Source organism: Acinetobacter brisouisimilis (assembly GCF_000368265.1).
In the GTDB taxonomy this organism is placed as follows: Bacteria; Pseudomonadota; Gammaproteobacteria; order Pseudomonadales; family Moraxellaceae; genus Acinetobacter.
This window is the reverse complement of sequence record NZ_KB851219.1, coordinates 2,033,771-2,058,471: the sequence shown is the minus strand read 5'-3', so window position 1 is coordinate 2,058,471 and position 24,701 is coordinate 2,033,771. Positions and strand designations below refer to the sequence as shown.

The 24,701-nt window shown below is 42.3% G+C and carries 38 protein-coding genes and 3 tRNA genes; 34 read left to right on the top strand and 7 right to left on the bottom strand.

The annotated features are described in order from the left end of the window. The 27 genes from rplB to F975_RS13345 all read left to right on the top strand — a co-directional run bounded on the left by rplB (window position 1) and on the right by F975_RS13345 (window position 13,891). Window positions 1-825 carry a 50S ribosomal protein L2 gene (gene rplB, locus F975_RS13470; RefSeq protein WP_004754250.1) on the top strand — a complete coding sequence of 275 codons (825 nt, stop codon included), beginning with the start codon at window positions 1-3 and terminating at the stop codon, window positions 823-825. Between the two features lie 13 nt (window positions 826-838). Then, on the top strand, window positions 839-1,114 hold the full coding sequence (gene rpsS, locus F975_RS13465; protein ID WP_004754249.1) for a 30S ribosomal protein S19: 276 nt from the start codon (window positions 839-841) through the stop codon (window positions 1,112-1,114). An 11-nt stretch (window positions 1,115-1,125) separates the two neighbouring features. Continuing rightward, window positions 1,126-1,455, top strand: a complete 330-nt coding sequence (gene rplV, locus F975_RS13460; protein WP_004754247.1) for a 50S ribosomal protein L22 — start codon at window positions 1,126-1,128, stop codon at window positions 1,453-1,455. Between the two features lies 1 nt (window position 1,456). Next, window positions 1,457-2,209, top strand: coding sequence for a 30S ribosomal protein S3 (rpsC, locus tag F975_RS13455; protein WP_004754245.1), 753 nt, complete (start codon window positions 1,457-1,459; stop codon window positions 2,207-2,209). A gap of 3 nt (window positions 2,210-2,212) precedes the next feature. Beyond that, window positions 2,213-2,626 (top strand): 50S ribosomal protein L16, encoded by a 414-nt coding sequence (gene rplP / locus F975_RS13450; protein ID WP_004754244.1) that lies wholly within the window; start codon window positions 2,213-2,215, stop codon window positions 2,624-2,626. Then, the gene (gene rpmC, locus F975_RS13445) at window positions 2,626-2,823 is read left to right on the top strand and encodes a 50S ribosomal protein L29 (protein ID WP_004754241.1); all 198 of its coding nucleotides are present in this window, start codon (window positions 2,626-2,628) and stop codon (window positions 2,821-2,823) included. Before rplP ends, rpmC begins: the two co-directional genes overlap by 1 nt. Next, window positions 2,820-3,077: a 30S ribosomal protein S17 gene (gene rpsQ, locus F975_RS13440; protein ID WP_004754240.1), complete on the top strand. Its 258-nt coding sequence runs from the start codon at window positions 2,820-2,822 to the stop codon at window positions 3,075-3,077. The genes rpmC and rpsQ overlap by 4 nt, the downstream gene beginning before the upstream one ends. A 92-nt stretch (window positions 3,078-3,169) precedes the next feature. After that, window positions 3,170-3,538 carry a 50S ribosomal protein L14 gene (rplN, locus tag F975_RS13435; protein WP_004725701.1) on the top strand — a complete coding sequence of 123 codons (369 nt, stop codon included), beginning with the start codon at window positions 3,170-3,172 and terminating at the stop codon, window positions 3,536-3,538. A gap of 9 nt (window positions 3,539-3,547) precedes the next feature. Next, window positions 3,548-3,865 (top strand): 50S ribosomal protein L24, encoded by a 318-nt coding sequence (gene rplX / locus F975_RS13430; RefSeq protein ID WP_004754237.1) that lies wholly within the window; start codon window positions 3,548-3,550, stop codon window positions 3,863-3,865. A gap of 15 nt (window positions 3,866-3,880) precedes the next feature. Further along, a complete protein-coding gene (gene rplE, locus F975_RS13425; protein WP_004754236.1) occupies window positions 3,881-4,417 on the top strand; it encodes a 50S ribosomal protein L5 in 537 nt (178 codons plus the stop codon). Window positions 4,418-4,426: 9 nt separating this feature from the next. Further along, window positions 4,427-4,732 carry a 30S ribosomal protein S14 gene (rpsN, locus tag F975_RS13420; RefSeq protein WP_004754234.1) on the top strand — a complete coding sequence of 102 codons (306 nt, stop codon included), beginning with the start codon at window positions 4,427-4,429 and terminating at the stop codon, window positions 4,730-4,732. Between the two features lie 11 nt (window positions 4,733-4,743). Then, complete coding sequence (gene rpsH, locus F975_RS13415; RefSeq protein ID WP_004754231.1) at window positions 4,744-5,139, top strand: 30S ribosomal protein S8; 396 nt, start codon at window positions 4,744-4,746, stop codon at window positions 5,137-5,139. A gap of 13 nt (window positions 5,140-5,152) precedes the next feature. Continuing rightward, window positions 5,153-5,686, top strand: coding sequence for a 50S ribosomal protein L6 (gene rplF / locus F975_RS13410; RefSeq protein ID WP_004754229.1), 534 nt, complete (start codon window positions 5,153-5,155; stop codon window positions 5,684-5,686). Window positions 5,687-5,700: 14 nt separating this feature from the next. Continuing rightward, on the top strand, window positions 5,701-6,051 hold the full coding sequence (rplR, locus tag F975_RS13405) for a 50S ribosomal protein L18 (protein ID WP_004754227.1): 351 nt from the start codon (window positions 5,701-5,703) through the stop codon (window positions 6,049-6,051). 2 nt (window positions 6,052-6,053) lie between these two features. After that, window positions 6,054-6,551, top strand: a complete 498-nt coding sequence (gene rpsE / locus F975_RS13400) for a 30S ribosomal protein S5 (protein ID WP_004754225.1) — start codon at window positions 6,054-6,056, stop codon at window positions 6,549-6,551. Between the two features lie 6 nt (window positions 6,552-6,557). After that, window positions 6,558-6,734: a 50S ribosomal protein L30 gene (gene rpmD / locus F975_RS13395; protein ID WP_000849088.1), complete on the top strand. Its 177-nt coding sequence runs from the start codon at window positions 6,558-6,560 to the stop codon at window positions 6,732-6,734. Window positions 6,735-6,737: 3 nt separating this feature from the next. After that, window positions 6,738-7,178, top strand: coding sequence for a 50S ribosomal protein L15 (gene rplO, locus F975_RS13390; RefSeq protein ID WP_004754224.1), 441 nt, complete (start codon window positions 6,738-6,740; stop codon window positions 7,176-7,178). Between the two features lie 45 nt (window positions 7,179-7,223). Continuing rightward, on the top strand, window positions 7,224-8,537 hold the full coding sequence (gene secY, locus F975_RS13385; RefSeq protein WP_171063188.1) for a preprotein translocase subunit SecY: 1,314 nt from the start codon (window positions 7,224-7,226) through the stop codon (window positions 8,535-8,537). Between the two features lie 20 nt (window positions 8,538-8,557). After that, window positions 8,558-8,674, top strand: coding sequence for a 50S ribosomal protein L36 (gene rpmJ / locus F975_RS15590; RefSeq protein WP_004754219.1), 117 nt, complete (start codon window positions 8,558-8,560; stop codon window positions 8,672-8,674). Window positions 8,675-8,783: 109 nt separating this feature from the next. After that, on the top strand, window positions 8,784-9,140 hold the full coding sequence (gene rpsM / locus F975_RS13380; protein WP_004754218.1) for a 30S ribosomal protein S13: 357 nt from the start codon (window positions 8,784-8,786) through the stop codon (window positions 9,138-9,140). A gap of 19 nt (window positions 9,141-9,159) precedes the next feature. Next, window positions 9,160-9,546 carry a 30S ribosomal protein S11 gene (rpsK, locus tag F975_RS13375; protein ID WP_001040166.1) on the top strand — a complete coding sequence of 129 codons (387 nt, stop codon included), beginning with the start codon at window positions 9,160-9,162 and terminating at the stop codon, window positions 9,544-9,546. A gap of 12 nt (window positions 9,547-9,558) precedes the next feature. Continuing rightward, entirely contained in the window at window positions 9,559-10,182 is a 624-nt protein-coding gene (gene rpsD, locus F975_RS13370; RefSeq protein WP_004754216.1) for a 30S ribosomal protein S4, read from the top strand. Window positions 10,183-10,200: 18 nt separating this feature from the next. After that, window positions 10,201-11,208, top strand: coding sequence for a DNA-directed RNA polymerase subunit alpha (locus F975_RS13365; protein WP_004754213.1), 1,008 nt, complete (start codon window positions 10,201-10,203; stop codon window positions 11,206-11,208). 18 nt (window positions 11,209-11,226) lie between these two features. Then, a complete protein-coding gene (rplQ, locus tag F975_RS13360) occupies window positions 11,227-11,592 on the top strand; it encodes a 50S ribosomal protein L17 (protein WP_004754212.1) in 366 nt (121 codons plus the stop codon). A gap of 106 nt (window positions 11,593-11,698) precedes the next feature. Then, complete coding sequence (locus F975_RS13355) at window positions 11,699-13,150, top strand: flavin-containing monooxygenase (protein ID WP_004754209.1); 1,452 nt, start codon at window positions 11,699-11,701, stop codon at window positions 13,148-13,150. 80 nt (window positions 13,151-13,230) lie between these two features. Further along, the gene (locus F975_RS13350; protein ID WP_004754208.1) at window positions 13,231-13,488 is read left to right on the top strand and encodes an FAD assembly factor SdhE; all 258 of its coding nucleotides are present in this window, start codon (window positions 13,231-13,233) and stop codon (window positions 13,486-13,488) included. After that, window positions 13,475-13,891, top strand: a complete 417-nt coding sequence (locus F975_RS13345; protein WP_004754205.1) for a protein YgfX — start codon at window positions 13,475-13,477, stop codon at window positions 13,889-13,891. The genes F975_RS13350 and F975_RS13345 overlap by 14 nt, the downstream gene beginning before the upstream one ends. Before the next feature lie 20 nt (window positions 13,892-13,911). Here F975_RS13345 and F975_RS15880 read toward each other — a convergent pair whose 3' ends face one another. The 4 genes from F975_RS15880 to rnr form a co-directional block, all read right to left on the bottom strand. Further along, window positions 13,912-14,364 (bottom strand): hypothetical protein, encoded by a 453-nt coding sequence (locus F975_RS15880; RefSeq protein WP_034426065.1) that lies wholly within the window; start codon window positions 14,362-14,364, stop codon window positions 13,912-13,914. A gap of 11 nt (window positions 14,365-14,375) precedes the next feature. Then, window positions 14,376-14,597 carry a YheV family putative zinc ribbon protein gene (locus F975_RS13335; RefSeq protein WP_004754199.1) on the bottom strand — a complete coding sequence of 74 codons (222 nt, stop codon included), beginning with the start codon at window positions 14,595-14,597 and terminating at the stop codon, window positions 14,376-14,378. Between the two features lie 45 nt (window positions 14,598-14,642). Then, window positions 14,643-16,682, bottom strand: coding sequence for a M3 family metallopeptidase (locus F975_RS13330; protein WP_171063153.1), 2,040 nt, complete (start codon window positions 16,680-16,682; stop codon window positions 14,643-14,645). 315 nt (window positions 16,683-16,997) lie between these two features. Beyond that, window positions 16,998-19,442: a ribonuclease R gene (rnr, locus tag F975_RS13325; protein WP_004754196.1), complete on the bottom strand. Its 2,445-nt coding sequence runs from the start codon at window positions 19,440-19,442 to the stop codon at window positions 16,998-17,000. A 265-nt stretch (window positions 19,443-19,707) separates the two neighbouring features. Here rnr and F975_RS13320 point away from each other — a divergent pair. Both F975_RS13320 and F975_RS13315 read left to right on the top strand, forming a co-directional pair. After that, window positions 19,708-19,797: transfer RNA gene (locus tag F975_RS13320), tRNA-Ser, on the top strand. A gap of 9 nt (window positions 19,798-19,806) precedes the next feature. Beyond that, window positions 19,807-19,883 (top strand) — tRNA-Arg (locus F975_RS13315). 73 nt (window positions 19,884-19,956) lie between these two features. Here the strand turns inward: F975_RS13315 and F975_RS13310 are convergent. Then, window positions 19,957-20,154, bottom strand: coding sequence for a hypothetical protein (locus F975_RS13310; protein WP_034426063.1), 198 nt, complete (start codon window positions 20,152-20,154; stop codon window positions 19,957-19,959). 28 nt (window positions 20,155-20,182) lie between these two features. Here F975_RS13310 and F975_RS16095 point away from each other — a divergent pair, with 28 nt between their 5' ends. Further along, window positions 20,183-20,311: a hypothetical protein gene (locus F975_RS16095; protein WP_265596617.1), complete on the top strand. Its 129-nt coding sequence runs from the start codon at window positions 20,183-20,185 to the stop codon at window positions 20,309-20,311. A 155-nt stretch (window positions 20,312-20,466) separates the two neighbouring features. Beyond that, window positions 20,467-20,543: transfer RNA gene (locus F975_RS13305), tRNA-Arg, on the top strand. Between the two features lie 61 nt (window positions 20,544-20,604). Here F975_RS13305 and F975_RS13300 read toward each other — a convergent pair. Continuing rightward, a complete protein-coding gene (locus tag F975_RS13300) occupies window positions 20,605-21,180 on the bottom strand; it encodes a nitroreductase family protein (protein ID WP_034426362.1) in 576 nt (191 codons plus the stop codon). 284 nt (window positions 21,181-21,464) lie between these two features. On the opposite strand from F975_RS13300, the gene F975_RS13295 reads away from it, so the two are divergent. Then, window positions 21,465-21,962, top strand: a complete 498-nt coding sequence (locus F975_RS13295) for a YcxB family protein (RefSeq protein WP_004754193.1) — start codon at window positions 21,465-21,467, stop codon at window positions 21,960-21,962. Between the two features lie 27 nt (window positions 21,963-21,989). Further along, entirely contained in the window at window positions 21,990-22,631 is a 642-nt protein-coding gene (locus tag F975_RS13290; RefSeq protein WP_004754190.1) for a fumarylacetoacetate hydrolase family protein, read from the top strand. Window positions 22,632-22,660: 29 nt separating this feature from the next. On the opposite strand, the gene F975_RS13285 is transcribed toward F975_RS13290, so the two are convergent. After that, complete coding sequence (locus F975_RS13285) at window positions 22,661-23,944, bottom strand: YihY family inner membrane protein (protein WP_004754188.1); 1,284 nt, start codon at window positions 23,942-23,944, stop codon at window positions 22,661-22,663. Window positions 23,945-24,048: 104 nt separating this feature from the next. Here F975_RS13285 and wrbA point away from each other — a divergent pair, with 104 nt between their 5' ends. Further along, entirely contained in the window at window positions 24,049-24,648 is a 600-nt protein-coding gene (gene wrbA, locus F975_RS13280) for an NAD(P)H:quinone oxidoreductase (protein WP_004754186.1), read from the top strand. The last annotated feature ends 53 nt before the right edge of the window (window positions 24,649-24,701 follow it).

Here is a 24,701-nt window from a genome sequence, read left to right as displayed (position 1 = left end):
ATGCCGATTCAAAAATGTAAGCCAACGTCTCCAGGACGTCGCTTTGTTGAAAAAGTGGTTCATAACCATCTTCACAAAGGCGCACCTTATGCTCCGTTGGTTGAAGCTAAGAAACGCACTGGTGGCCGTAATAACAATGGTCACATTACGACTCGCCATGTAGGTGGTGGTCATAAACAGCATTATCGTCTTGTTGACTTTAAACGCAACAAAGATGGTATTCCTGCTACTGTAGAACGTATTGAATACGATCCTAACCGTACTGCACACATTGCATTAGTTTTGTATGCTGACGGTGAACGTCGCTATATCATTGCGCCTAAAGGCTTGCGTGCTGGTGATAAAGTACAATCTGGTAACGATGCTCCAATTCGTCCAGGTAACTGCTTACCACTTCGTAACATGCCAATCGGTTCTACACTACACAACGTTGAACTTAAAATCGGTAAAGGTGCTCAGTTAGCACGTTCTGCTGGTACTTCAGTTCAATTGTTAGGTCGTGATGGTTCTTACGCAATTGTTCGTCTACGTTCAGGCGAAATGCGTAAAATTCATGTTGAATGTCGCGCTGTAATTGGTGAAGTTTCTAACCAAGAAAACAACCTTCGCTCATTGGGTAAAGCTGGTGCTGCGCGCTGGCGTGGTGTTCGTCCTACCGTACGTGGTATGGCAATGAACCCAGTTGATCACCCACATGGTGGTGGTGAAGGGCGTAACAAAGGTATTCAACCTGTGAGCCCATGGGGTCAAAAAGCTAAAGGGTACAAGACACGTACCAATAAGCGTACGACTAAGATGATTATTCGCGACCGTCGCGTCAAGTAAAGGAATCTGACTAATGCCTCGTTCTCTGAAAAAAGGTCCATTCGTCGATGCGCACTTGTTCGCTAAGGTTGAAGCGGCTGTTGCGGCTAATAACCGTAAGCCGATCAAGACTTGGTCTCGTCGTTCGATGATCCTTCCAGATTTTGTTGGTCTAACAATTTCTGTTCACAATGGTCGTAACCATGTTCCAGTAATTATTTCTGAGCATATGGTTGGTCATAAACTCGGTGAATTCGCGCCAACTCGTACCTATCGTGGTCACGGTGTTGATAAGAAATCTAAACGTTAATAGGTGCTATGATGGAAGTAACTGCTAAATTACGCGGTGCCGCTATCTCGGCACAGAAAGCTCGTTTGGTTGCAGATCTAATTCGTGGCAAATCTGTTGCTCACGCTTTAAACATCTTAAACTTCAGCAACAAAAAAGCTGCAGTTTTGGTGAAAAAAGCGTTGGAATCTGCAATTGCAAACGCTGAACACAATAACAGTTTAGATGTTGACGATCTTAAAGTTTCTACGATCTACGTTGATGAAGGCATCAGCCTTAAACGTATTATGCCACGTGCTAAAGGCCGTGCAGATCGTATTACTAAGCGTACTTGTCACATCACCGTTAAGGTAGGGGTTTGATATGGGTCAGAAGGTTCATCCAATCGGTATCCGCCTAGGTGTTGTGAAACGTCATAACGCTAACTGGTATGCGAGTCCGAAACAATACGCTGAATACTTGCTTAAAGATTTGCAAGTTCGTGAGTTTTTAACTAAAAAACTTAAGAATGCAATGATCAGCAATATTCTTATCGAACGCCCTACAGGCGCGGCTAAAGTAACAATTAGCACTGCGCGTCCTGGTATCGTAATCGGTAAAAAAGGCGAAGACATTGAAAAATTACAGCGTGAACTTACCAATATTATGGGTGTTCCAGCGCAAGTAAGCATCAACGAAATTGATCGCCCTGACTTGGACGCTCGTCTAGTTGCTGAAGCTATCGCTTCTCAATTGGAAAAACGTGTAATGTTCCGTCGTGCTATGAAGCGTGCGGTTCAAAATACGATGCGTGCTGGTGCTAAAGGTATCAAAGTTGAAGTTTCTGGTCGTTTAGGTGGTGCGGAAATCGCACGTACTGAATGGTATCGTGAAGGTCGTGTACCTTTGCATACACTTCGTGCTGACATTGACTACGCGACTATGCGTGCAGAAACTACTTACGGTACGATTGGTGTTAAAGTTTGGATTTTCCGTGGTGAAATCTTGGGCGGCATGAAACAAGTCATGAACCCAGCACCAGCTGAGGAACGTCCAGCTAAGCGCGGTCGTGGTCGTGGTGAAGGTCAAGAGCGTCGTGGTCGTCGTTCAGACCGTGCTGCAGACAAGGGAGAATAATCCATGTTGCAACCAAAACGTACCAAATTCCGTAAAGTGCAAAAAGGCCGTAACACTGGTCTAGCACATCGTGGTAGTACAGTATCATTTGGTTCGATTGCGATTAAAGCTACTGAACGTGGTCGTATGACTGCTCGTCAGATCGAAGCTGCGCGTCGTACCATTAGCCGTCGTATTAAACGTGGTGGTAAAATCTTCATCCGCGTATTTCCAGACAAACCAATTACCGAAAAACCATTAGAAGTACGTATGGGTAACGGTAAAGGTAATGTGGAATACTGGGTTTGCGAGATCAAACCAGGTAAGATCCTGTACGAAATTGAAGGTGTGAACGAAGAATTAGCGCGTGAAGCATTTGCTTTGGCTGCTGCGAAACTTCCGTTTAAAACCACTATCGTGACTCGGACGGTAATGTAATGAAAACTAAAGATCTACGTGAAAAATCGGTAGAAGAGTTGAAAGCTTTGCTTGATGAGCAACAGCTTAACCAATTCCGTCTTCGTATGGCAAAGGCAACTGGTCAATTGGGTAAATCTCATGAAGTACAAGTTGCTCGCAAAGCGATTGCTCGTATTAAGACACTCCTTACCGAAAAACAGGGGAACGGACAATGAATGAAAAAACAGTCCGCACGTTAACCGGCAAAGTTGTAAGCGACAAAATGGACAAGTCTATTGTTGTTCTTATTGAACGCCGAGTTCAACACCCGTTGTATGGCAAATCAATCCGCCGTTCAACAAAATTACACGCTCATGATGAGAACAATACTGCTAAAACTGGCGATATCGTAACCATCAAAGAAAGCCGCCCAATTTCTAAAACTAAAGCTTGGACTTTAGTGGAAGTAGTTGAAGCAGCTGCTGAGTAATTAGACGTTCTTGTTGCATCATCGGTTAATTTCGAGTACGCTATGCGTCTTTCGAAATTGTGACCGGTGATGCTCGGTTTTGGAGTAGGGCAATGATTCAAACCGAAAGTATGCTCGACGTAGCAGACAACAGTGGTGCTCGCCGCGTACAATGTATCAAAGTACTTGGTGGTTCACATCGTCGTTATGCATCTGTTGGCGACATTATTAAAGTTACTGTAAAAGAAGCAATTCCACGTGGCCGTGTTAAAAAAGGTGACGTGATGAATGCTGTAGTTGTACGTACAAAATTCGGCATCCGTCGTCCAGATGGTTCTGTTATCCGTTTTGATGATAACGCGGCTGTTATTTTGAACAACAACAAAGCTCCGATTGCAACTCGTATCTTCGGACCAGTGACTCGTGAACTTCGTACTGAACAGTTCATGAAAATCATTTCATTGGCTCCTGAAGTTCTATAAGAGGCGATCATGGCTAAGATTAAAAAAGGCGATCAGGTTCTCGTGATCGCAGGTAAAGAAAAAGGCAAACAGGGTACTGTTTTGTCTGTTTCTGAAGACCGTGTTAAGGTTGAAGGCCTTAACTTAGTGAAGAAGCATCAAAAGCCGAACCGTGTAACTGGCGCTGAAGGCGGTATTGTTACTCAGGAAGCTTCGCTTCATATCTCAAACGTGGCAATTTTAAATGCTACAACCCAAAAGGCTGACCGTATTGGTTACCAAGTGATTGAAGGCGTGAAAACTCGCGTTTATAAATCAAATGGTGAACCAGTGGCGGTAGCGAAGTAATAGGTTGAAACGGCAATGGCCAGACTTAAAACACGTTACAATGAAGAACTTAAAGCTCAATTGCAAGAGCAATTGGGCGTTAAGAATGTGATGGAAATTCCTCGCATTACAAAAATCACTCTTAACATGGGTGTGGGTGCTGCATCAGCTGATAAAAAATTATTAGATGGCGCACTTTCTGACATGCAAGCAATTGCTGGTCAAAAGCCAGTGCTTACACTTGCACGTAAATCTATCGCTGGTTTCAAAATCCGTGATGGTTGGCCAATCGGTTGTAAAGTGACTTTACGTGGCGAACGTATGTACGAATTCTTGGACCGTTTGATCGCAATCGCAATCCCTCGTATCCGTGACTTCCGTGGTTTCTCAGCGAAATCTTTCGACGGTCGTGGTAACTACTCGATGGGTTTGAAAGAGCAAATCGTTTTCCCTGAAATCGATTTTGACAAGATTGATCGTATTCGTGGTATGGATATTACTATCACTACTACTGCTCGCACCGATGACGAAGGCCGTGCGCTTATGCGTGCATTCGGCTTCCCGTTCAAATAAGAGGTCGATATGGCTAAGAAAGGTATGATTAATCGCGAATTAAAACGCGAAAAAACTGTTGCTAAATTTGCTGCCAAACGTGCTGAATTAAAAGCTACGATTGCAAATGTAAATGCAAGCGACGAAGAGCGTTTTGAAGCGATGATGAAGTTACAAGCATTGCCACGTAATGCATCTCCTGTACGTCTTCGCAACCGTTGTGGTTTAACTGGTCGTCCTCATGGTTATTTCCGTAAGTTCGGTCTAAGCCGTAACAAATTACGTGATACTGTGATGCAAGGTGATGTGCCAGGCGTTGTTAAGGCAAGCTGGTAAGGAGCGACTAAATGAGTATGCAAGATACCGTTGCCGACATGCTAACACGTGTTCGTAACGCACAAATGGCTAAGAAATCAACTGTTTCTATGCCAAGCTCTAAATTGAAAGTTGCTATTGCAAACGTATTAGAGCAAGAAGGTTATATTTCAAATGTAGACGTTGCTGACAACGAAGGCAAAGCTACTTTGACTATTACTTTAAAATATTTTGAAGGCAAGCCAGTTATTGAAACTGTGAAACGCGTAAGCCGTCCAGGTCTTCGCCAATATCGCGGTAAAGATAAACTTCCTAGCGTTAAGCAAGGTTTGGGTATTGCAATTGTTTCTACAAGCAAAGGCATCATGACTGATCGCGCTGCACGTGCTGCAGGTGTTGGTGGTGAAGTTATTGCTTTTGTTTCTTAATAGGTGATTCCTCATGTCTCGTGTGGCTAAAGCCCCAGTAACTGTACCTAACGGTGTAACAGTTACTCAGAACGGCCGGCAGGTCGAAGTGAAAGGCACTAAAGGTACATTGTCTTTCAACCTGCATGCGCTGGTCGAGCTAGAACAGGAAGAAGGTAAACTTCAAATTGCTCCAGTTAAAGAGTCAAAAGACGCTTGGATGCAAGCTGGTACTGCTCGCGCTGTATTGAACAACCTTGTTAAGGGTGTTAACGAAGGTTTTGAACGTAAGTTGCAACTTATCGGTGTCGGTTACAAAGCTGCGATCAAAGGAAATGTGGTTAATTTAAACCTAGGTTTCTCGCATCCAATCGACTACGTATTGCCTGAAGGTGTAACTGCAGAAACTCCAACAGCAACTGAAATCGTTTTGAAATCAGCGAATAAGCAATTGTTGGGTCAAGTGGCTGCAAATATCCGTTCTTACCGTTCACCAGAGCCATATAAAGGTAAAGGTGTTCGTTACTCGGATGAAGTTGTTCTTCGTAAAGAAGCTAAGAAGAAATAAGGCGCGAGGTTCTTATGAACGAAAAGAAACAATCCCGTTTGCGTCGTGCGAAAAGCACACGCTTGCACATTCGTGCATTGGGTGCGACTCGTTTGTGTGTAAACCGCACTCCGCGTCACATCTATGCTCAAGTTATCTCAGCAGATGGTGGCAAAGTTTTAGCGCAAGCTTCTACTTTGGATGCATCTTTACGTGCTGGTGCAACTGGTAACATTGAAGCAGCGACTAAAGTTGGTGCATTAATCGCAGAACGTGCGAAAGCAGCTGGTGTAACTAAAGTTGCATTTGACCGTTCTGGTTTTAAATATCATGGTCGTATTAAAGCCTTGGCTGATGCTGCTCGTGAAGGCGGCTTGGAGTTCTAATCATGGCGAAAGTTGAACAAAACGAAGGTCTCGTTGAGAAGCTGGTTGCCGTTGATCGTGTAGCCAAGGTTGTTAAAGGTGGTCGTATCTTCTCTTTCACAGCATTGACTGTGGTTGGTGATGGTAATGGTCGTGTAGGTTTTGGTCGTGGTAAAGCACGTGAAGTTCCAGCTGCTATTTCTAAAGCACTTGAAGCTGCTCGTCGTAACATGATTACAGTTGACCTTGCGGGTACGACTCTACAACATCCTGTGAATGCTCGTCATGGTGCAAGCCGTGTATATATGCAACCTGCTTCAGAAGGTACTGGCGTAATTGCTGGTGGCGCTATGCGTGCTGTTCTTGAAGCTGCAGGTGTACATAACGTACTTGCTAAATGTTATGGTTCTACCAATGCTGCAAACGTAGTAAACGCAACTTTTAAAGGTTTGCGTGACATGACTTCTCCTGAGAAAGTCGCTGCGAAACGTGGTAAATCAGTAGAACAAATTCAAGGGTAATCGATCATGAAAACGATTAAAGTTACCCAGACTAAATCTAGCTCGCATCGTTTAAAAAATCATAAACTTTGCCTTCAAGGTCTAGGTCTGCGTCGCATCGGTCATACTGTAGAAGTGCAAGACACTCCTTCTAACCGTGGTATGATCAATAAAGTCTACTATATGGTTAGTGTAGAGGAATAAGCCATGACTCTGCGTTTAAACGAACTTGCGCCTGCAGAAGGTGCTAAACGCGAACATCGTCGTCTTGGCCGTGGTATCGGTTCAGGTGTTGGTAAGACTGGTGGTCGTGGTGTTAAAGGTCAGAAATCACGTAAGAGCGGTGGTGTACGTCCAGGTTTTGAAGGTGGTCAAACAGCGATTTATCGTCGTTTACCTAAATTTGGTTTCACTAGCCAAATCGCTTTAAAAACTGCTGAAGTACGTCTATCTGAACTTACTAAAGTTGAAGGCGACATTGTTAGCCTTGAAACTTTAAAAGCTGCAAACGTGGTGCGTCGTGATCAAATTCGCGCTCGCATTGTACTTTCTGGTGAAGTAACTCGTGCATTTACTGTTAAAGGTGTTGCATTGACTAAAGGCGCACAGGCTGCAATTGAAGCTGCTGGCGGTAAAGTCGAGGAGTAATCACTAGTGTCTATGTCTCCTAGTTCCTCAGGTCATGTTAACATGATGAAAGGTCAACCATTTCACGTGAAATATCGTGAAATTATTCGGCGGATGGTTTTTCTTATCTGTGCCTTGTTGGTCTTTCGGCTAGGATCGCATATTCCAGTACCAGGCATTAATAATGCTGCACTTGAACGACTTTTTAATGCAAACCAAGGGACTATCCTTGGTTTGTTTAACATGTTTTCAGGTGGTGCATTACAACGAATGTCTATTCTTGCCCTAGGGATCATGCCATACATCTCTGCATCAATTATTGTGCAGTTAATGTCTACAGTGATTCCTTCGCTCGAAGCTTTGAAAAAAGAAGGTGAGCAAGGTAAGCGCAAAATTAACCAGTATACACGTCAAGGCACATTATTACTTGCAGTTGTACAAGCAACGGGGATGTGTGCTGGTCTGATTAGTCAAGGGATTACCTTGACGAATGGTCTGGCATTTTATGTACCTGCAGTGAGTTCGCTTGTTGCAGGCACAATGTTCTTGATGTGGCTTGGAGAGCAGATTACCGAGCGTGGAATTGGTAATGGTATCTCAATGATTATTTTTGCTGGAATTGTTGCCAATTTACCAAATATGGTTTTGCAATTTTTCTCAGCTGATAGTCAGACAAGCATGATTGGCGTGGTTGTTTTTGCTTTGATTGCGCTTGCTGTCTTGGCTGCAATCGTATTTATCGAAAAGGCACAACGTCGTATTTCGGTAAACTATGCACAAAAACAGCAAGGTCGTCGTATTTTTACGGCTCAGCAAACACATTTGCCATTAAAAATTAATATGGCAGGGGTGATTCCTGCAATTTTTGCAAGCTCATTGTTATTGTTTCCAGCAAGTTTGGGACAATGGGTTGGAAGCGCTGATCCGAATGCTGGTGTAATAAAGCGTACACTGCAAGATTTGGCACTTGTTTTGTCGCCTGGACATACTTTGTATTTGGTGCTCTTTGGTGCGTTAATTATCTTTTTCTGTTATTTTTATACGGCACTTGTATTTAGTCCAAAAGAAGTAGCGGAAAACTTAAAACGCAGCGGAGCTTATGTGCCTGGTATTCGCCCAGGTGAGCAAACTGCTCGTTATTTAGATTATATTCTCAATCGTTTGACCTTTATTGGGGCAATATATATTACGGTGATCTGTTTGATGCCAATGATTTTACAAAGTGCCTTTGGTATGACTGTAAATATTGGTGGTACATCGCTGTTAATTGTTGTTGTTGTTGTGATGGATTTTATGGCGCAGTTACAAGCCCATTTGACTTCACACCAATATGATAATCAGACGCTCATGAGAAAAACGACTGCTCATCCGAAGGGATAAGCGCACTTAGAGGTTTCATCATGAAAGTACAGGCTTCTGTAAAGAAAATTTGTGGTAGCTGTAAAGTTATCCGTCGTAATGGGGTAGTTCGCGTGATTTGTAGCGCTGAACCCCGTCATAAGCAGCGTCAAGGTTAATTTGTAATTAAGACCTGTTGATTTCAGTAGGCGAATTGGGTTACTATCCGCCCCTCAAGATTTTTGTGGGGCGGTTGATTATCTCAACCTGCCTTTTTGGAGAAAGTGAATGGCTCGTATTGCCGGTGTAAACATTCCGGATAACAAGCATGCTGTTATCTCCCTCACGTACATTTTTGGTGTTGGTCGCCACACTGCTAAGAATATCTTGGCTGCTGTTGGTATTGCGACAACAACTAAAGTTCGTGAATTGGATGATGCTCAGCTTGATGCGATTCGTGCAGAAGTTGCTAAGGTTCCTACCGAAGGTGACTTGCGTCGCGAAATTTCCATGAACATTAAACGTTTAATGGATTTAGGCTGCTATCGTGGTCTTCGTCATCGTCGTAGCTTGCCTGTCCGCGGTCAACGCACCAAAACTAACGCACGTACCCGTAAAGGTCCGCGCAAACCGATTAAAAAGTAAGATTTCTGGAAGCTAAAAGATGGCTAAAGATACTCGCACACGCAAGAAGGTCACTCGTACCGTCTCTGAAGGTGTTGCACACATTCACGCGTCTTTTAATAACACCATTGTAACGATTACCGATCGTCAAGGTAATGCATTGGCTTGGGCTACCTCTGGTGGACAAGGCTTCCGTGGTTCACGTAAATCAACTCCGTTTGCTGCTCAGGTAGCTGCTGAAGTTGCTGGTAAAGCAGCTTTGGATTACGGTTTGAAAAATCTGGACGTCCTTGTAAAAGGTCCTGGTCCTGGTCGTGAGTCTGCGGTTCGTGCATTAGGTGCAGTGGGTTATAAAATTAACAGCATTACCGATGTGACGCCTATCCCTCACAACGGTTGCCGTCCACCTAAAAAACGTCGCGTGTAAGGAGAAACATTCATGGCTCGTTATATTGGTCCAAAATGCAAACTCTCTCGCCGCGAAGGGACAGACCTGCAACTTAAATCTGGCGTTAAACCATTTGACGTCAAAACTAAAAAGCATGCAAAAGCGCCTGGTCAACATGGCCAAGCTCGCGGAAAGCAATCTGAGTATTCACTACAATTACGTGAAAAACAAAAAGTCCGTCGTATGTACGGCGTGTTAGAGCGTCAATTTAGTAACTACTATAAAGAAGCAGCTCGTGTTAGAGGTGCAACAGGTGAAAACTTGTTGAAACTGCTTGAAAGCCGCCTTGATAACGTAGTTTATCGCATGGGTTTCGGTTCTACACGTGCAGAAGCTCGTCAGCTTGTAAGTCACCGTTCTATTACATTGAATGGTCGTCGCGTTAACATCGCGTCTATTCAAGTTAAAGCGGGTGATGTAATTGCTGTTCATGAAGGTGCTAAACAACAATTGCGTATTAAAAATGCAATTGAGTTAGCGACTCAACGTGGTATTCCTGCTTGGATTGAAGTTGATCACTCTAAGTTTGAAGGTACGTTCAAAGCTGCACCAGATCGTTCAGATCTACCTGCTGAAATCAATGAAAGCTTGATTGTAGAATTGTATTCTAAATAATCCTTGAGGTAGCAATAAATGACGCGTACTGCAAACGAGTTTCTAACTCCGCAAGCGATCAAGGTCGAAGCGGCAAGCGGGACCTCGGCAAAAGTGATTCTGGAACCTTTAGAGCGTGGCTTTGGTCATACTCTTGGTAATGCTTTACGTCGCATTCTATTGTCTTCTTTACCTGGCGCTGCTGTGGTTGAAGTAGAGATAGAAGGTGTCGAGCACGAGTACAGTACTTTAGAAGGCTTGCAGCAGGACATCGTCGAGCTCTTGCTGAACCTTAAAGGATTGTCTATTAAGCTGTTCGATCAAAACGAAGCTTACCTAACATTAGAAAAACAAGGTCCAGGAGATGTAACAGCTGCTGACCTTCGTTTACCTCATAATGTTGAATTGGTGAATCCTGAGCATTTGATCGGCACGTTAAGTGCTACAGGCGCATTAAAAATGCGTTTGAAAGTGTCTCAAGGTCGCGGTTATGAAACATCTGACTCGCGTTTCCCTGAAGGTGAAACACGTCCGGTAGGTCGTTTGCAGTTAGATGCTTCTTATAGCCCAATCAAGCGTGTGTCTTATACCGTTGAAAATGCGCGTGTAGAACAACGTACAGACCTTGATAAGCTGGTCATTGATCTTGAAACCAACGGTACAGTTGATCCTGAAGAAGCTATCCGCAAAGCGGCAACAATCTTGCAACAACAAATTGCAATTTTTGTTGATCTTCAGAAAGATCAAGCTCCTGTTGCTCAAGAACCTCGCGAAGAAGTCGATCCAATTTTGCTTCGTCCAGTAGATGATCTCGAGCTTACTGTTCGTTCTGCTAACTGTTTGAAAGCAGAAAATATTTACTACATTGGTGATCTTGTACAACGCACTGAAGTTGAGTTGTTAAAAACTCCTAACTTAGGTAAAAAATCGTTGACTGAGATTAAAGATGTTTTAGCTTCGAAAGGCTTGCAGCTCGGCATGCGCTTAGAAAACTGGCCACCAGCTAGTTTGCGTATGGACGATCGTTTCGCCTATCGTAGCCGTTAATTAAGTAGGACTATCACCATGCGTCATCGTAATAGTGGTGTGAAATTAGGCCGTACAAGCAGCCATCGTAAGGCGTTGTTCCAAAATTTAACGAATGCTTTAGTTGAGCACGAGTTAATTAAAACAACTTTGCCTAAAGCGAAAGAACTTCGCCGCGTTGCTGAGCCTTTAATCACTTTAGCTAAAAACGATACAGTAGCAAACCGCCGTTTAGCGTTTGCTCGTACTCGTAATGCAGCAACTGTTGGTAAATTATTTACCGTTCTTGGCCCTCGTTACAAAGAACGTAATGGCGGTTATCTACGTGTTCTTAAAGCGGGCTTCCGTGCAGGTGATGCTGCACCGATGGCTTACGTTGAGCTTGTAGATCGCGAAGTTAAATAATTTCGCAACAAGAACGTAGTTGTTCAGAAAAAGGTCGGTTTTTACCGACCTTTTTTTATGCAAAATTGGGTCTATAATTAATTAAATTTCAAAAAAACTGATGCTTATGACATATGAAGTTGATGTACTGATAATTGGAGCTGGAATTTCGGGGATAGGTGCGGCAGTACATTTGCAACAACATTGCCCACAACTGAGTTTTAAGATATTGGAACGCCGACAAAATATTGGGGGGACTTGGGATTTATTTCGATATCCTGGGATTCGTTCCGATTCTGATATGTCTACGTTGAGTTATCAGTTTTATCCTTGGCTTAAAGATCAGACGTTAGCAGACGGACAGTCTATTCAAAAATATTTATATGATGTCGTAGAACATTATAAATTACTCGATAAAATTTCTTTTGGGCAGCAAGTCGTTGCTGCAAATTACAGCACACAACAAAAATGCTGGCAGCTTAAAACTCAAAATGCACAGCAGCAGAGTGAAGTATGGAAAGCTCGATTTATTATCAGTTGCACTGGTTATTATAATTATGACCAAGGTTATCTTCCCCAATTTCCCAAACAACAAGACTTTCAGGGCTCTATTGTCCATCCACAACAATGGTCATCAGACACTGAATATCAAGGTAAAAATATTATTGTGATTGGCAGTGGAGCAACTGCCGTAACATTGGTTCCTGCTTTGGTAAAAGGCGGGGCAAAACAGGTGACGATGTTGCAACGCTCTCCTAGCTATGTGGCGAGAGTCTCTGCATACGACAAAACTTATCAGTATTTACGTCAGCACCTGCCTGTTAAATGGGCATATCGCTGGGTGCGTGGACGCAATATTGTATTGCAAAGAGCAGTTTACTCTATTGCACGTCGAGCACCACAATTGACCAAACGATTATTGTTAAAAGCAGTTGCACAGGAGCTGCAAGGTCAGGTGGATATGCGCCATTTCACTCCAAGTTATGCACCTTGGGATCAACGTCTGTGTGCTGTCCCTGATGGTGATCTGTTTCGGGTGTTGCGAAATGGTCAGGCTCAAATTTGTACCGATCAGATTGATTATTTTACTGCCTCAGGAATTCGATTAAAGTCTGGGCAACATTTGGAAGCTGATCTAATTGTTGCAGCAACAGGCTTACAAATACAGTTGCTTGGAGGTTTAAAGTTAACGGTTGATCATCAACCTGTCGATCTTGCTGAAAAAATGTTGTATCAGGAGACTTTGTTAAGTGATGTGCCTAATTTTGCTTTGATGATTGGTTATAGCAATGCATCGTGGACACTTAAAGTAGATATTGCAGCAGATTATATTTGCCGACTACTGAACTATATGCACAAGCATGCTTATCGAGAAGTAATGCCTATAACTGATGTAACTCAGCGTCTGTCTGGGACGGTTATGGGAGCGCTTTCTGCGGGTTATTTGCAACGCGCCGCTGAGCATATGCCGAAACAGGGGCGACGGTTACCATGGAGAATCTCACATAATTATTTACTAGATAAACTGGTACTAAAATATGCAGGTTTTCGGGATAAAAAATTAAAATTTGGTCGCTAAATAAAATCATGATGCTGGCTATTTAGTTTTTTCAAATTCTTGTTACACTACTTGGCATAACAATGGGACTGGAAATAATTATGTCAGACGATATCAGTTTAGAAGAACGCAAAGTGATCTACCGTGCACGTCGTGGATTGAAAGAAATTGATGTTTATTTTGACCCGTATGTTCGACAATATTATTTGCATGCGAGCCCTGAAGAAAAAGCTTTATTTGCAGAGTTGATTGATCAGGAAGATCCAGATTTGCTGGACTGGTTTATGGACGTTGGCGAACCGCCACGTGCCGAATTAAAAGAATTAATTATCAAGCTTAAGCATTATGTTCACCAGTAATTTAAGTTTTCAGTTAAAGCCAAGCAAAATTGCTTGGTTTTTTCAATTTGGGCTATATAGCTTGCTCATGTTGCTCTGTTATTTGACATTGGCTTGGTATCTTGTAGTGCTCGTTGGTTTGTTGGCATTACTGGCATGGTATGTCTTTATGAAACAACGACAGGTCGTTGCATTTGCACAATTAAAAGAAAATGAATGGACAGCTAAATACACAAGAACATCTCAGATTGACCATCTGAGTTTAAAAAAATTACTGGATCATGAGATTTATATTGTGTTGTATTGGCAGGAAGAGCCACAGCCTTGTATTGTTTGGAGGGATCAACTGACTTTACAGAAATGGAAGCAACTAAAAATTTTAGCAAAACTGCATCGAGCTAGTGCGCCTATAATGGCAGACTGAGCCTGAATGTAGATAAATTTTTATTTTGATGATTTTTGCTGTCCTGCAATTTGCTGCTCAAGTAGTTTGATTTGTTGTTGTTTGAGTTCGATGATGCGATCAGCATCGGTATGTTGAGCTTTGAGCGTTGCTTCTTGCTCTTTTAACTGTTGTTGAATATCTTCAAGTTTGGAGACCTCTTCTTTAGCCAAAGCAGGGTTTTTCGGTATCGGCTGTTTAAGTGTCGCATCATTCACAAGTGATTTAGGTTGTTCAGTATGTGTTGGCTGTTGTACTTCAGGTGTTACCGCTGATTCTGAAACAGGTCGGGCCATAGGTGGTGCCTGAGTTTTTGGGTGTACGGTTGCTTGTTGGGTTGGTGGAGCGGGATGATTTACAAACCATGATTGCCAAACAAATATACCCGCACAAATGGCAAAAAGGACGCCAATAAGAATCCAAAGCAATAAAGAATTTGATTTATTTGTTTTCATAATCAGGTCAATTAATGATTTGACGGGTTGGATTGGCGTGGGCGAAATTGAATTACGCCCACGTCATCAGCGACAGCTGGAGTTTCTGGTTGATCGATATGGGTTGGTCGATTTTCACTGTAACCACATTCGATGCATTCAATCCATTCATGTTCATTTTCGGTCAGCATGACAACGCGGTCTAACGCTTCACATTTAGGACATTTCGCACCTGCAATGAATCGTTTTTTCATAAAATGCTACCTTAAACCATGAGTCATGAATTTTGAGTGCATAGTTTAAGCGTTTTTAGGCGCTTTCGTCCAACCCTGATGGCGTAATAACGCATCAATTTTAGGCTCACGACCACGAAAATGCACGAAGGCATCCAAAGCTGTATCTTGACCACCCACAGCTAAAATGGCCTTGCGGAAATCATTTCCTGTAGAGGTATTAAAAATACCTTCATTTTCAAAGCGGTCAAAAGCATCACTGGCTAAAACCTCTGCCCATTTATAAGAATAGTAGCCAGCAGCGTAGCCACCTGCAAAAATATGGCTAAAACTATGCTGGAAACGGTTATAAGGTGTTGTTGGTAAAACCGCAACACGTTGGCGAATGTGGTTGAGTGTCTCTTGGATTTGCGGTGTGCTTAATGCAGGAGTATGTTGATGAATTTCTAAATCAAACAGGGCAAACTCAAGTTGACGTAAAGTTTGCATGCCTGATTGGAAGAAGCGCGCATCAAGCAATGCATTTAATAAATCCTGCGGTAGCGTTTGTTTCGTTTCAACATGTTCACTGATCAGATCCAGACTGGCTTTGTCCCATGTCCAAAACTCCATAAACTGGCTTGGCAATTCTACGGCATCCCATGCTACGCCATGTGTTCCAGCAACAGAAATATTATCCACTTCGGTCAGCAGATGATGTAAACCATGCCCAAACTCATGGAATAGCGTGGTGACTTCATCATGAGTGAGTAATGCAGGCTGCTCGCCGACAGGTGGCGTAAAGTTGCAGACCATATAGCAAATCGGTTTTTGTAATGCAGCTGCAGTTTGCATGCGGGAACGGAAATCGCTCATCCATGCACCACCACGCTTACCACTGCGTGCATAGAGGTCTAAATAAAAACCTCCTATGACTTGCCCTTTGTCTTCGATTTCAAAATAACGCACATCAGATTGCCAGACTGGCGCAGCGCGCTCCTGAATCTGAATACCATATAAGCGCTGTACGATTTCAAATAAGCCTTGTACGATTTTTGGTGCAGGGAAATAAGACTTTAAGGCTTCTTGGGATAGGTTGAATTGCTGCTGTTTAAGTTTTTCTGAATAAAAACTGCTGTCCCAAGGTTGCAGTTCTTCAATCCCATCTTGTTGGGCTATCGCTTTGAGTTCCGCAATTTCTTGCAAGGCAGGTGCGCGCGCATGTTCAGCCAGCTCATTTAAGAAGTCAAAAACCATCTGAACATTTGGCGCCATTTTGCTGGCAAGGGAATATGCTGCATAATTTTCAAATCCGAGCAGTTGAGCCATTTCCTGACGTAGACTCAAGATCTCTTGCATGATTTCAGAGTTGTCAAATTCGGTATGTTCAGATTGCTCAGAGGCACGTGTAGTGTAGGCTTTATATAACTCTTCGCGTAAAGCACGATCTTGAGCATACGTCATGATTGCCAAGTACGATGGAAAATCCAGCGTAGCGACAGGCTGGTCGAGTTCATGCTGCTGACCGTATTGTTTAAGCAGGGCAATGCTGCTGTCTGGTAAGCCTTTAAGTTGTGCTTCGGTTAGAGGTTTAAAATAGGCTTGGGTTGCATCTAATACATGGTTAGAAAAGTCTGATGCAAGCTGTGACAAACGTGCTGAAATTTCTGCATAGCGCTGTTTCGCGGCACCTTCAAGTGCAACACCTGACAGTTTGAAATCGCGTAAGCCAAGTTTAATGGCACTTTGCTGTGCGGCACTTAAGCTAGAAAATTCGCTGCGGTCATTTAAATGCTGATAAGTTTGGTATAGCGCTGTGTGTTGACCGAGCTGTGTATAGTATTCGCTTAATGCAGGCAAGAGTGATTGATAGACTTCCCGAGTTGTCGCATTGTTCATCACTGCATTTAAATGTGACAAAATGCCCCATGATTCATTCAGATTATTTTCAAGCGAGTCCATTTGCTGGAGTACTTGAGTTTGGGTATTAAAATCATCAGGGGCTTGAGTTAGCTCAACAAGAAACTTTAACCCATCTTGGATATGCTGTTGAATCTGTGTTTTTAATGTATCGAGGTGGATTTTGTCGAACTGGGGAACGGGAAGGGTTGCTTGTTGTAATGTCATTGTCTGAGCCATAAAAAATATAAACTATATTGCTAGATTTAAGGTTTAGGGCAGAGGAAATCAAGGGAAACTTTGTCTGTTCTGAACTTATATCCATAAATTTAGTTTATTTGAGTTGAATCAAGATCTGTTTGAAGCAGATTTCACCATAATGTGAATTTACTTCATCTGAATATTACGCAATGCTGTCTTTAATACAGTAACGCTAAAATAAATAGAATTTTTTAAATCTACTTCTTCATCAAAATCGCTTGTTCTTTTTAGTGTTGAAGTGTGAAAAAAGTAAAAGAGCCGAAGCTCTTTTACTTAGATGGGTTAATCCTGCCGAGATTTAGCGTTAGCTTTTTTCTTCTTCACTTTATCTTTTTTCTTGGTTTTGTCTTTGCTTTTAGTCTCAGCTTTACCAGAGGATTTCTTGTCCGATTTTTTGTTGTAAGAACTCGGTTTATTTTTTTCCTTTTTCTTACGAACAGGCTGCTCACCATCTTGCTGCTCTGTTGTAATTGCAGTCACCTGATTATTAAAGACTTGCTCCTGTACCTCTCGAACAACAGGTTTTGTGGCACGTGGCGCGCGGCTGCGAATGGCACGGCCTGCGTGACTAATTTGCTTGAGTAATTCAAAGTCAATCTTACGTTCTGCAAGATTCACGCCAGCAACTTTAATATTGAGTTCATCACCTAAACCAAAAATTTGACCACGGTTTTGTCCAATTAAAGTTTGGCTAGCAGGGTCATAAATAAAGAAATCATCACCGAGTTGGCTAATGTGAATCATGCCATCGACATATAGATCTTTAAGCGTGACAAACAAACCAAACTCAGTGACTGCGCTGATGATGCCAACAAACTCTTCACCTAGATGCTGTTGCATATAATGACATTTCAGCCATGTAGTGACGCTACGCGATGCTTCATCGGCACGGCGTTCAGTTTGTGAGAAATGTTCACCTGCATCATCAAGGGCAGCACCAGACAAGGCATACTTTTTCTGATGCAAATGTGCTTTGATCGCACGGTGTAATAACAAGTCAGGGTAGCGACGAATTGGCGAAGTAAAATGAGTATAGGCTTCATATGCCAGACCATAGTGTCCTGCATTTTTTGCGCCGTAGAAGGCTTGCATCATCGAGCGTAATAACACGGCATGAATGCTGGGTGCATCAATGCGGTCTTTGGTCGCTTCAATGACTTTCTGATAATCCGCTTGAGTTGGCTGTTCAGGGAAATGAATACCTAAATTTAGCAATTTCACAAAGTCACGAACTTTTTTGATACGTGAGAATTCAGGTGCTTCATGTACACGGTACAACATTGGAATGTCATGTTCCAAGGCATACTCGGCTGCTGCGACATTGGCAAGCAACATACATTCTTCGATTAACTTATGTGCGTCATTACGGCTACGCGGCAAAATTTCTTTAATGCCACCTAGCTCATCAAAAGTCATATAAGTTTCAACAGTTTCAAATTCCATCGCATGGCGATCTGCACGCAAGTCTTTTAAAATTTGATAAAGCTGAAACAAAGTATTAATTGATTTGTGAATTTCACGGCTTTCAGGAATCGCTTGTGAATCACCTTCTAAATACTGGTTGACTTGGTTGTAGGTTAAACGCGCTTTAGAATGCATTACTGCCGGGTAGAACTCATAACCTGTCACGCGCCCTGTACGAGAAAGTTTCAGGTCACAGACCATACATAAACGGTCAACATGTGGGTTCAGTGAACATAAACCATTGGAAAGTGCTTCTGGCAGCATTGGCAAGACAAAATGCGGGAAATACACGGATGTGCCACGTTCCTGCGCTTCATGATCCAGAGGTTTTTCTAAACGCACATAATGGCTGACATCTGCAATCGCGACCACCACACGATAACCACCACCTGGGCGTTTTTCTGCATAGACTGCATCATCGAAGTCACGTGCGTCTTCGCCGTCAATTGTCACTAAAGCCAAATCGCGGACATCAACACGCCCTTGAACATCTTTGGCTGAAGGTTCTTTAAAGCTCGCAGCTTCTTGAAGAACATCTTCAGGGAATTCGTATGGCAATCCAAACTCTAGAATAGTTTGTGGAATAATAATTTCGGTATCTGCTTTGTCCGCCATCGACTGTACAATATGCCCTGTGGCAAATTCTTCGCGGGTTGGATAAGTGTCGATTGCGACACGTAAGCTATCACCGACTTTGGCTTGAGCATGTTCGATGAGTTGCTTTTCCAAAGTAATCGGTTGATGGTTATTTGGCGTGTTAGGTTGAATGAAATATTCCCCCTCGTGCTCGGCAACTTTACCAATCAGCTGTTTGACCCGATGCTGTACAACCTCAGTAATATGCCCCCATGCTTTACCTTTACGATCTACGGAGGTTTGGCGTACCTTGACACGGTCACCATTAAAAACCAAACGTAACTCACGTTCAGGCAGAAGCAGGTCATCTTGACCGTCAATATGGGCTGAGCCTAAACCTTTACTATTAATATAAACGGTGGCTTCGTAACTCGGTTGATCTTTAAGCAGTTGGAACTTTAAGCCGTCCTTGCCCAGTTGACCATCACGTACCATTGCACTTAAACGGTGACTCAGTGCTTCGATACTTTTCTCATCTTGCAGATTAAAATGATCAACCAGTTCAGCATGTGATTGTGCTGTTTGTAATTGTTCAAGGCTGGTTAAAATTAAAGTACGGCTAGGAATCGGATTGTCGTAACGTTCCGCTTCCGCTTTGGCTTCAGGATCGACCCAGTTTTTCATCATATTATATAGCTTCTTATCAGCAGATAGGTTTAGCATAAGTCATGCAGAAATAGACTGCACGTAAATCATTGCAAGAATGTGTTGAAATGTCAGTTTTTATGCGTGCAGAGCTAAGTACAAACAATTTTAACAAGAAAGTCGCCTAAAAAATCAGCGTGTTGTTTGAAATCGCTTAAAAAATAGGTGATTGAGTTAAAAAAATAGAAAAAATAGTAATCTTGACTTGAACAGCTGCGCTTTAGTTTGTATTATTGCGTCCTGTTACGGTGAGATGGGTGAGTGGCTGAAACCACGTCCCTGCTAAGGACGCATACGGGTAACTGTATCGAGGGTTCGAATCCCTCTCTCACCGCCATTTACTTACGCGCTCATAGCTCAGCTGGATAGAGCACTTGGCTACGAACTAAGGGGTCGGGAGTTCGAATCTCTCTGAGCGCACCAACTTGATAAATTACCGCTTTAAAAGCGGTTTTTTTATGCCTGAAATTTATAAAAAATAAGTTACCTATAAAAATTACCCAATCGACAAACTAGAGCCTAGAACAGCAGGAACAGCAATTTTTTCAAACAGTTTTACCCAATTTGCTACATGTCCAGCAACAAATCGCATTGCATCAACAACAAGGTGATCAGGTAGTCGTGGATGATCTTCTTTAGATGTGTATTTACAGCAGTGGTGCCAGTAGTCGGGATAGGCCTGATCTGTACCCACTCGAAGTTCAGGCTGGGTATTAGGCGAATTGCAACAAGGCGATTGTGGTTATGCTGAAAAAGCCCGACGAGTGCAGCAGCAATATTGTCTGAATGATTTTGATCTGGTTTGTGCTTATGTAGATAGTCCAAATGACCATGCTGTTGGCACTGGCTGATAAAAAATTATCAGTGGTGGGAAGTTTTTAATTGAGTTGTATTTTTAGCCAGTAATCACTCGTTTTGCTTAATAACTATGCACTTATCATTAATCTGTCAAAAAAGACTAGGTTTTTTGCAAAAAGTGCGTATAATGCCCATCCATCAAGACAATGCGCTCATAGCTCAGCTGGATAGAGCACTTGGCTACGAACTAAGGGGTCGGGAGTTCGAATCTCTCTGAGCGCACCAACTTGATAAAAACTGAAAAAACCGCATTGATTGCGGTTTTTTTGTGCCTGCTATTTGTGGTTTATGCAAATGTTTTAAAACGATCAGCATCATCCATAAATGCTTTTTCACCTGCTTCAGCTTCAATTGAACCAAACACCAATTGCGCACGTAATTTCCAGTGTTCAGGTACAGCAAATGTTTGTGCCACTTCCTGATCAATAATTGGATTGTAGTGTTGTAATGATGCGCCAATATTTTGTTCAGCTAGGGCTGACCATACTGCAAATTGGGCAATGGCAGTTGAATGCTCTGACCAAATAGGAAAATTATCAGCATAAGCGGTAAATTGTTCCTGTAAGCCTTTCACTACATTTTGATCTTCATAAAATAAAACAGTGCCTGCGCCTGCAGAAAAGCTTTGAATTTTTTGTTGAGTGGCAGCAAAAGCCTCATTTGGCACAAGTTTACGCAATGTTTCCAATACGATTGACCAAAAATTTTCATGGGATTGACCAAATAAAATCACAGCACGTGAAGACTGTGAGTTAAATGATGATGGGCTGGCTTTGATGGCATTCTGGATGAGCTGCTCAATTTCGGCAGGAGATTGGTTAAGGTTACGACCAATCGCATAAATTGAGCGGCGTTTTTCCATGATTTCTAAAAAAGATAAAGCTGCGATTTCAGTTGAAGATTCGACAGGTTTATTGTTTAAACCAAAAAGTTTAGCAAAGAAAGACATTCGGTTATTCCTAAAATATGCGGTGCTTGAGATTTATTGTATAGTTTTACATTTATGGTTAAATAACATATTTACAATTGAATGTTCTATTTATGCAATGATCGGGAGGCTGTTGCAAAATAGCACAGAGATTGATTTTAAAAGCGGAGGGGATTGTGGTCTAATAGTGATACTTTCTTGAGTATTTGCAGCATGTTATGACAGATCAGAAACCTGCCTTATCTTTGCGTTATGCCCTAAATTTAGAAGAATCACAAGATGGTTTTGGGCTTGCAACTTTTGGTAAAAAACAAATTACCCGTTTTCTTACACCACTCATTAGTTTGGGAATTATTGTCTATGGCTTTTACATCGGTTTTTCTGGTGTAGGTCGTTATTATGTCGGTCTGGGTGTTTTCTTTTTAGTTTTACAAATTGCGATGCGTTATTGGTTGTTGCCAACCTTGTTTAAACGTCAGTTCGTCAAATATCAGGCTGCCAGAAGTGAGCAGGGTATTGATCTATATCAGCATTATTTTGAATTATATTCGGGTGGGCGTAAGCAGCAGTATCCGTATAGTGAAGTTCAAAATTTTGCTCAAGGTAAACTAACGTATATGCTGGAACTTAAAACCCGTAATGTGGTGATTGTACCAAAACGTGCTTTTGCCCAATCTGATGAACAGCGTCTTTTTGAACATAGCTTTAAAAAATAAACGAACTAAGAGAGCAAAGGAAGTCGTATGAGTTATCGTCCAAATAAAATCGTTTGTGTCGGCCGTAGTTACGCAGATCATGCTAAAGAATTGGGTAATGCCGTTCCAGATCGCCCAGTACTGTTTATTAAACCTGCCAGTAGTTTGATTGGTTTGGACGATGGAGTTTCATGGAATGAGGCGCTTGGTAGTTGTCATCATGAGTGTGAGTTGACTCTGCGTATAGATCAGACTTTAAAGGCGGAAACTGATCCAGTAAAAGCCCTTGAAGCGATTGGTGCGGTGACTTTAGGTTTGGATTTAACTTTACGTGATTTGCAAACAGAACTGAAAAACAAAGGTCAGCCGTGGGAGCGTGCCAAGTCATTTGATGGTGCTTGTGTGCTTGCCGATTGGGTCGATGTCAGTGAAATCGAAGATTGGAAAAATGTACATTACACACTAGAAGTGAATGATACTGTTCGCCAGTCAGGCGATACGGCATTTTTATTGTTCCCGATTGGGGAAATGCTGTGTGACATGAGTCAGGCGTTTACCATTGAAGCAGGTGATGTGGTGATGACAGGTACACCTGCGGGCGTTGCAGCGCTTACAGCAGGTGATCAGCTTACGATGACACTCAAGGGTAAGACTCAGGATTTTGTTTGGAAAACTTTCGTTAATGCCTAACTGATGTATATTGAAAAAACCGAGTGTGATCACTCGGTTTTTTTATGCAAGGTAATTTGTGTTGTAGTGTCATTCGCTTCAAACAAACTCGACAGTGGTACTGATAAATGGCTGCTTAAATAATCATCTGCATTATTGAGGAGTGGAGCGAGTTGTTTTACCCATTCATCATCATCGTGGATATTGCAGACATCCTGACGCAGTGGAAGGGTAAATGGCAAGGCATTGTAAAAACTCCAGAAATCGACCTGAGACAGATTGCGAATCAGTGCGTATTCATCACCATCGATACGTTTAATCAGATGTTGACGTTGCAGCAGTTCAACATAAGCAGGCCAGCGTCCAATTTCACCTCGGCCCAAAATTTTTAAAGCTTCTTTATCGTTGACGGTTTCTCCTAGTTTTTGCTTCTTGTAAAACATTTCTAAAATGTCGAGCAGCATAATGACAGGATGACGTTTCTGGCGATTACCCGTGCTAAATGAGGTGAGCGCAAAACTGACTTCAACACCGAGTAAGACAATATTCCATGATAAATAAATCCATAACAGGAAAATTGGCACAGCAGCAAACGCGCCGTAAATGAGTTCATAACTGGTAAAATTTGCCATCATGAAGCCGAAAAAACTTTTCAGTAACTGAAATACAGTGCCGCTGAATAATCCTGCCATTGCTGCTGCTGTTATAGGTACGGAGCGATTGGGAATGGTCCAGTAAAGAATAAAAAAACCAAGTATAATCAGTATGTAAGATATAAATCCTAAAAAAAGAGTGCCATCGATTTCATAACCCACAAAGTTATTACTGAGAATGTTGAGTGATGCAACGGTTGAGGAAATCACAAAAGCACTGCCAAGCAGAATTGGCCCAAGTGAAATAATTGTCCAGTAACGCATAAAACCAATGATGCCACCACGTTGCTGCTTGACTCGCCAAATGCGGTTAAAAGCTTCTTCGATACTGGTCAGCATCATCAGTGAGGTCATAAATAAAAACAGAATACCAATGGTGGTCAGATTGCTAGATTTTTCAGCAAAAGAGTTAAAGGCTTGGTCAAAGGCAATGCTGCTTCGGGGAAGAAAATTACTATAAATTAAATGTTGTACCTGCTGCCGAGCAGGTTCGAGTGCTTTAATTGATGAAATGATCACGAGAAAAACCGTGAGCATGGGAACAACAGCAAACAAAGTTGTATAGGTGAGCGATGCCGCTTTGTCACGGCAGCGATCATTTTCAAAACGCATAATCGTAAATAAGATAAATTGAAACCATTTTTGTTCATAAAATGGTAAGCGTGTCATGAGTTTTTGCATAACCTAGACCTAATTGTTTTAATGCGCATTTATTATTCCTCTAAGGCTACCAAAAAATTGCCAAAATACCTTATAGTTTTCTTTTTTATTATCTTTCAGACCTAATGCAAGCTTATATTTTAGTACTTTATTACAGCAAATATGGTTCAACCAAAGAAATGGCACATTTAATTGCCGATGGAATTGAAGCTGTCGGGATGTCTGCCAAAATTCGTACTGTTCCGCAGCTTGCAACGTCAGTTGAAGTTGCCGCACCGAGTATTCCTGAAGATGGCGATATTTACTGTAGTTTAGATGATCTTGCAGGATGTGCTGGTTTGGCGCTCGGTTCACCAACGCGTTTTGGTAATATGGCCAGTGAAATGAAATATTTTTGGGATCAAACCACGACTTTATGGCTGAGTGGTGCATTGCATAACAAACCTGCCTGTGTGTTTACATCATCGGGTTCCATGCATGGTGGGCAGGAAAGTACTTTGTTGAGCATGTTACCGCCATTGTTTCATCATGGCATGATGATTTTGGGATTAACCAATGCACATCCTGCATTGTCTAATACCAAGTCGGGTGGGACCCCGTATGGTGCAACTCATGTCAGTGGCGCACGTCATGATCAAGGCTTAACTGCGGAAGAAAAAGCTTTATGTTTTGAGCAGGGTAAGCGTTTGGGTGAAGTAGCAATCAAGCTGCTGGGTGGGCAATAAATCGCTCAGCGCCGAGCAATCAACAGTGGATTCAATTTTGGGCAAGCATTCCA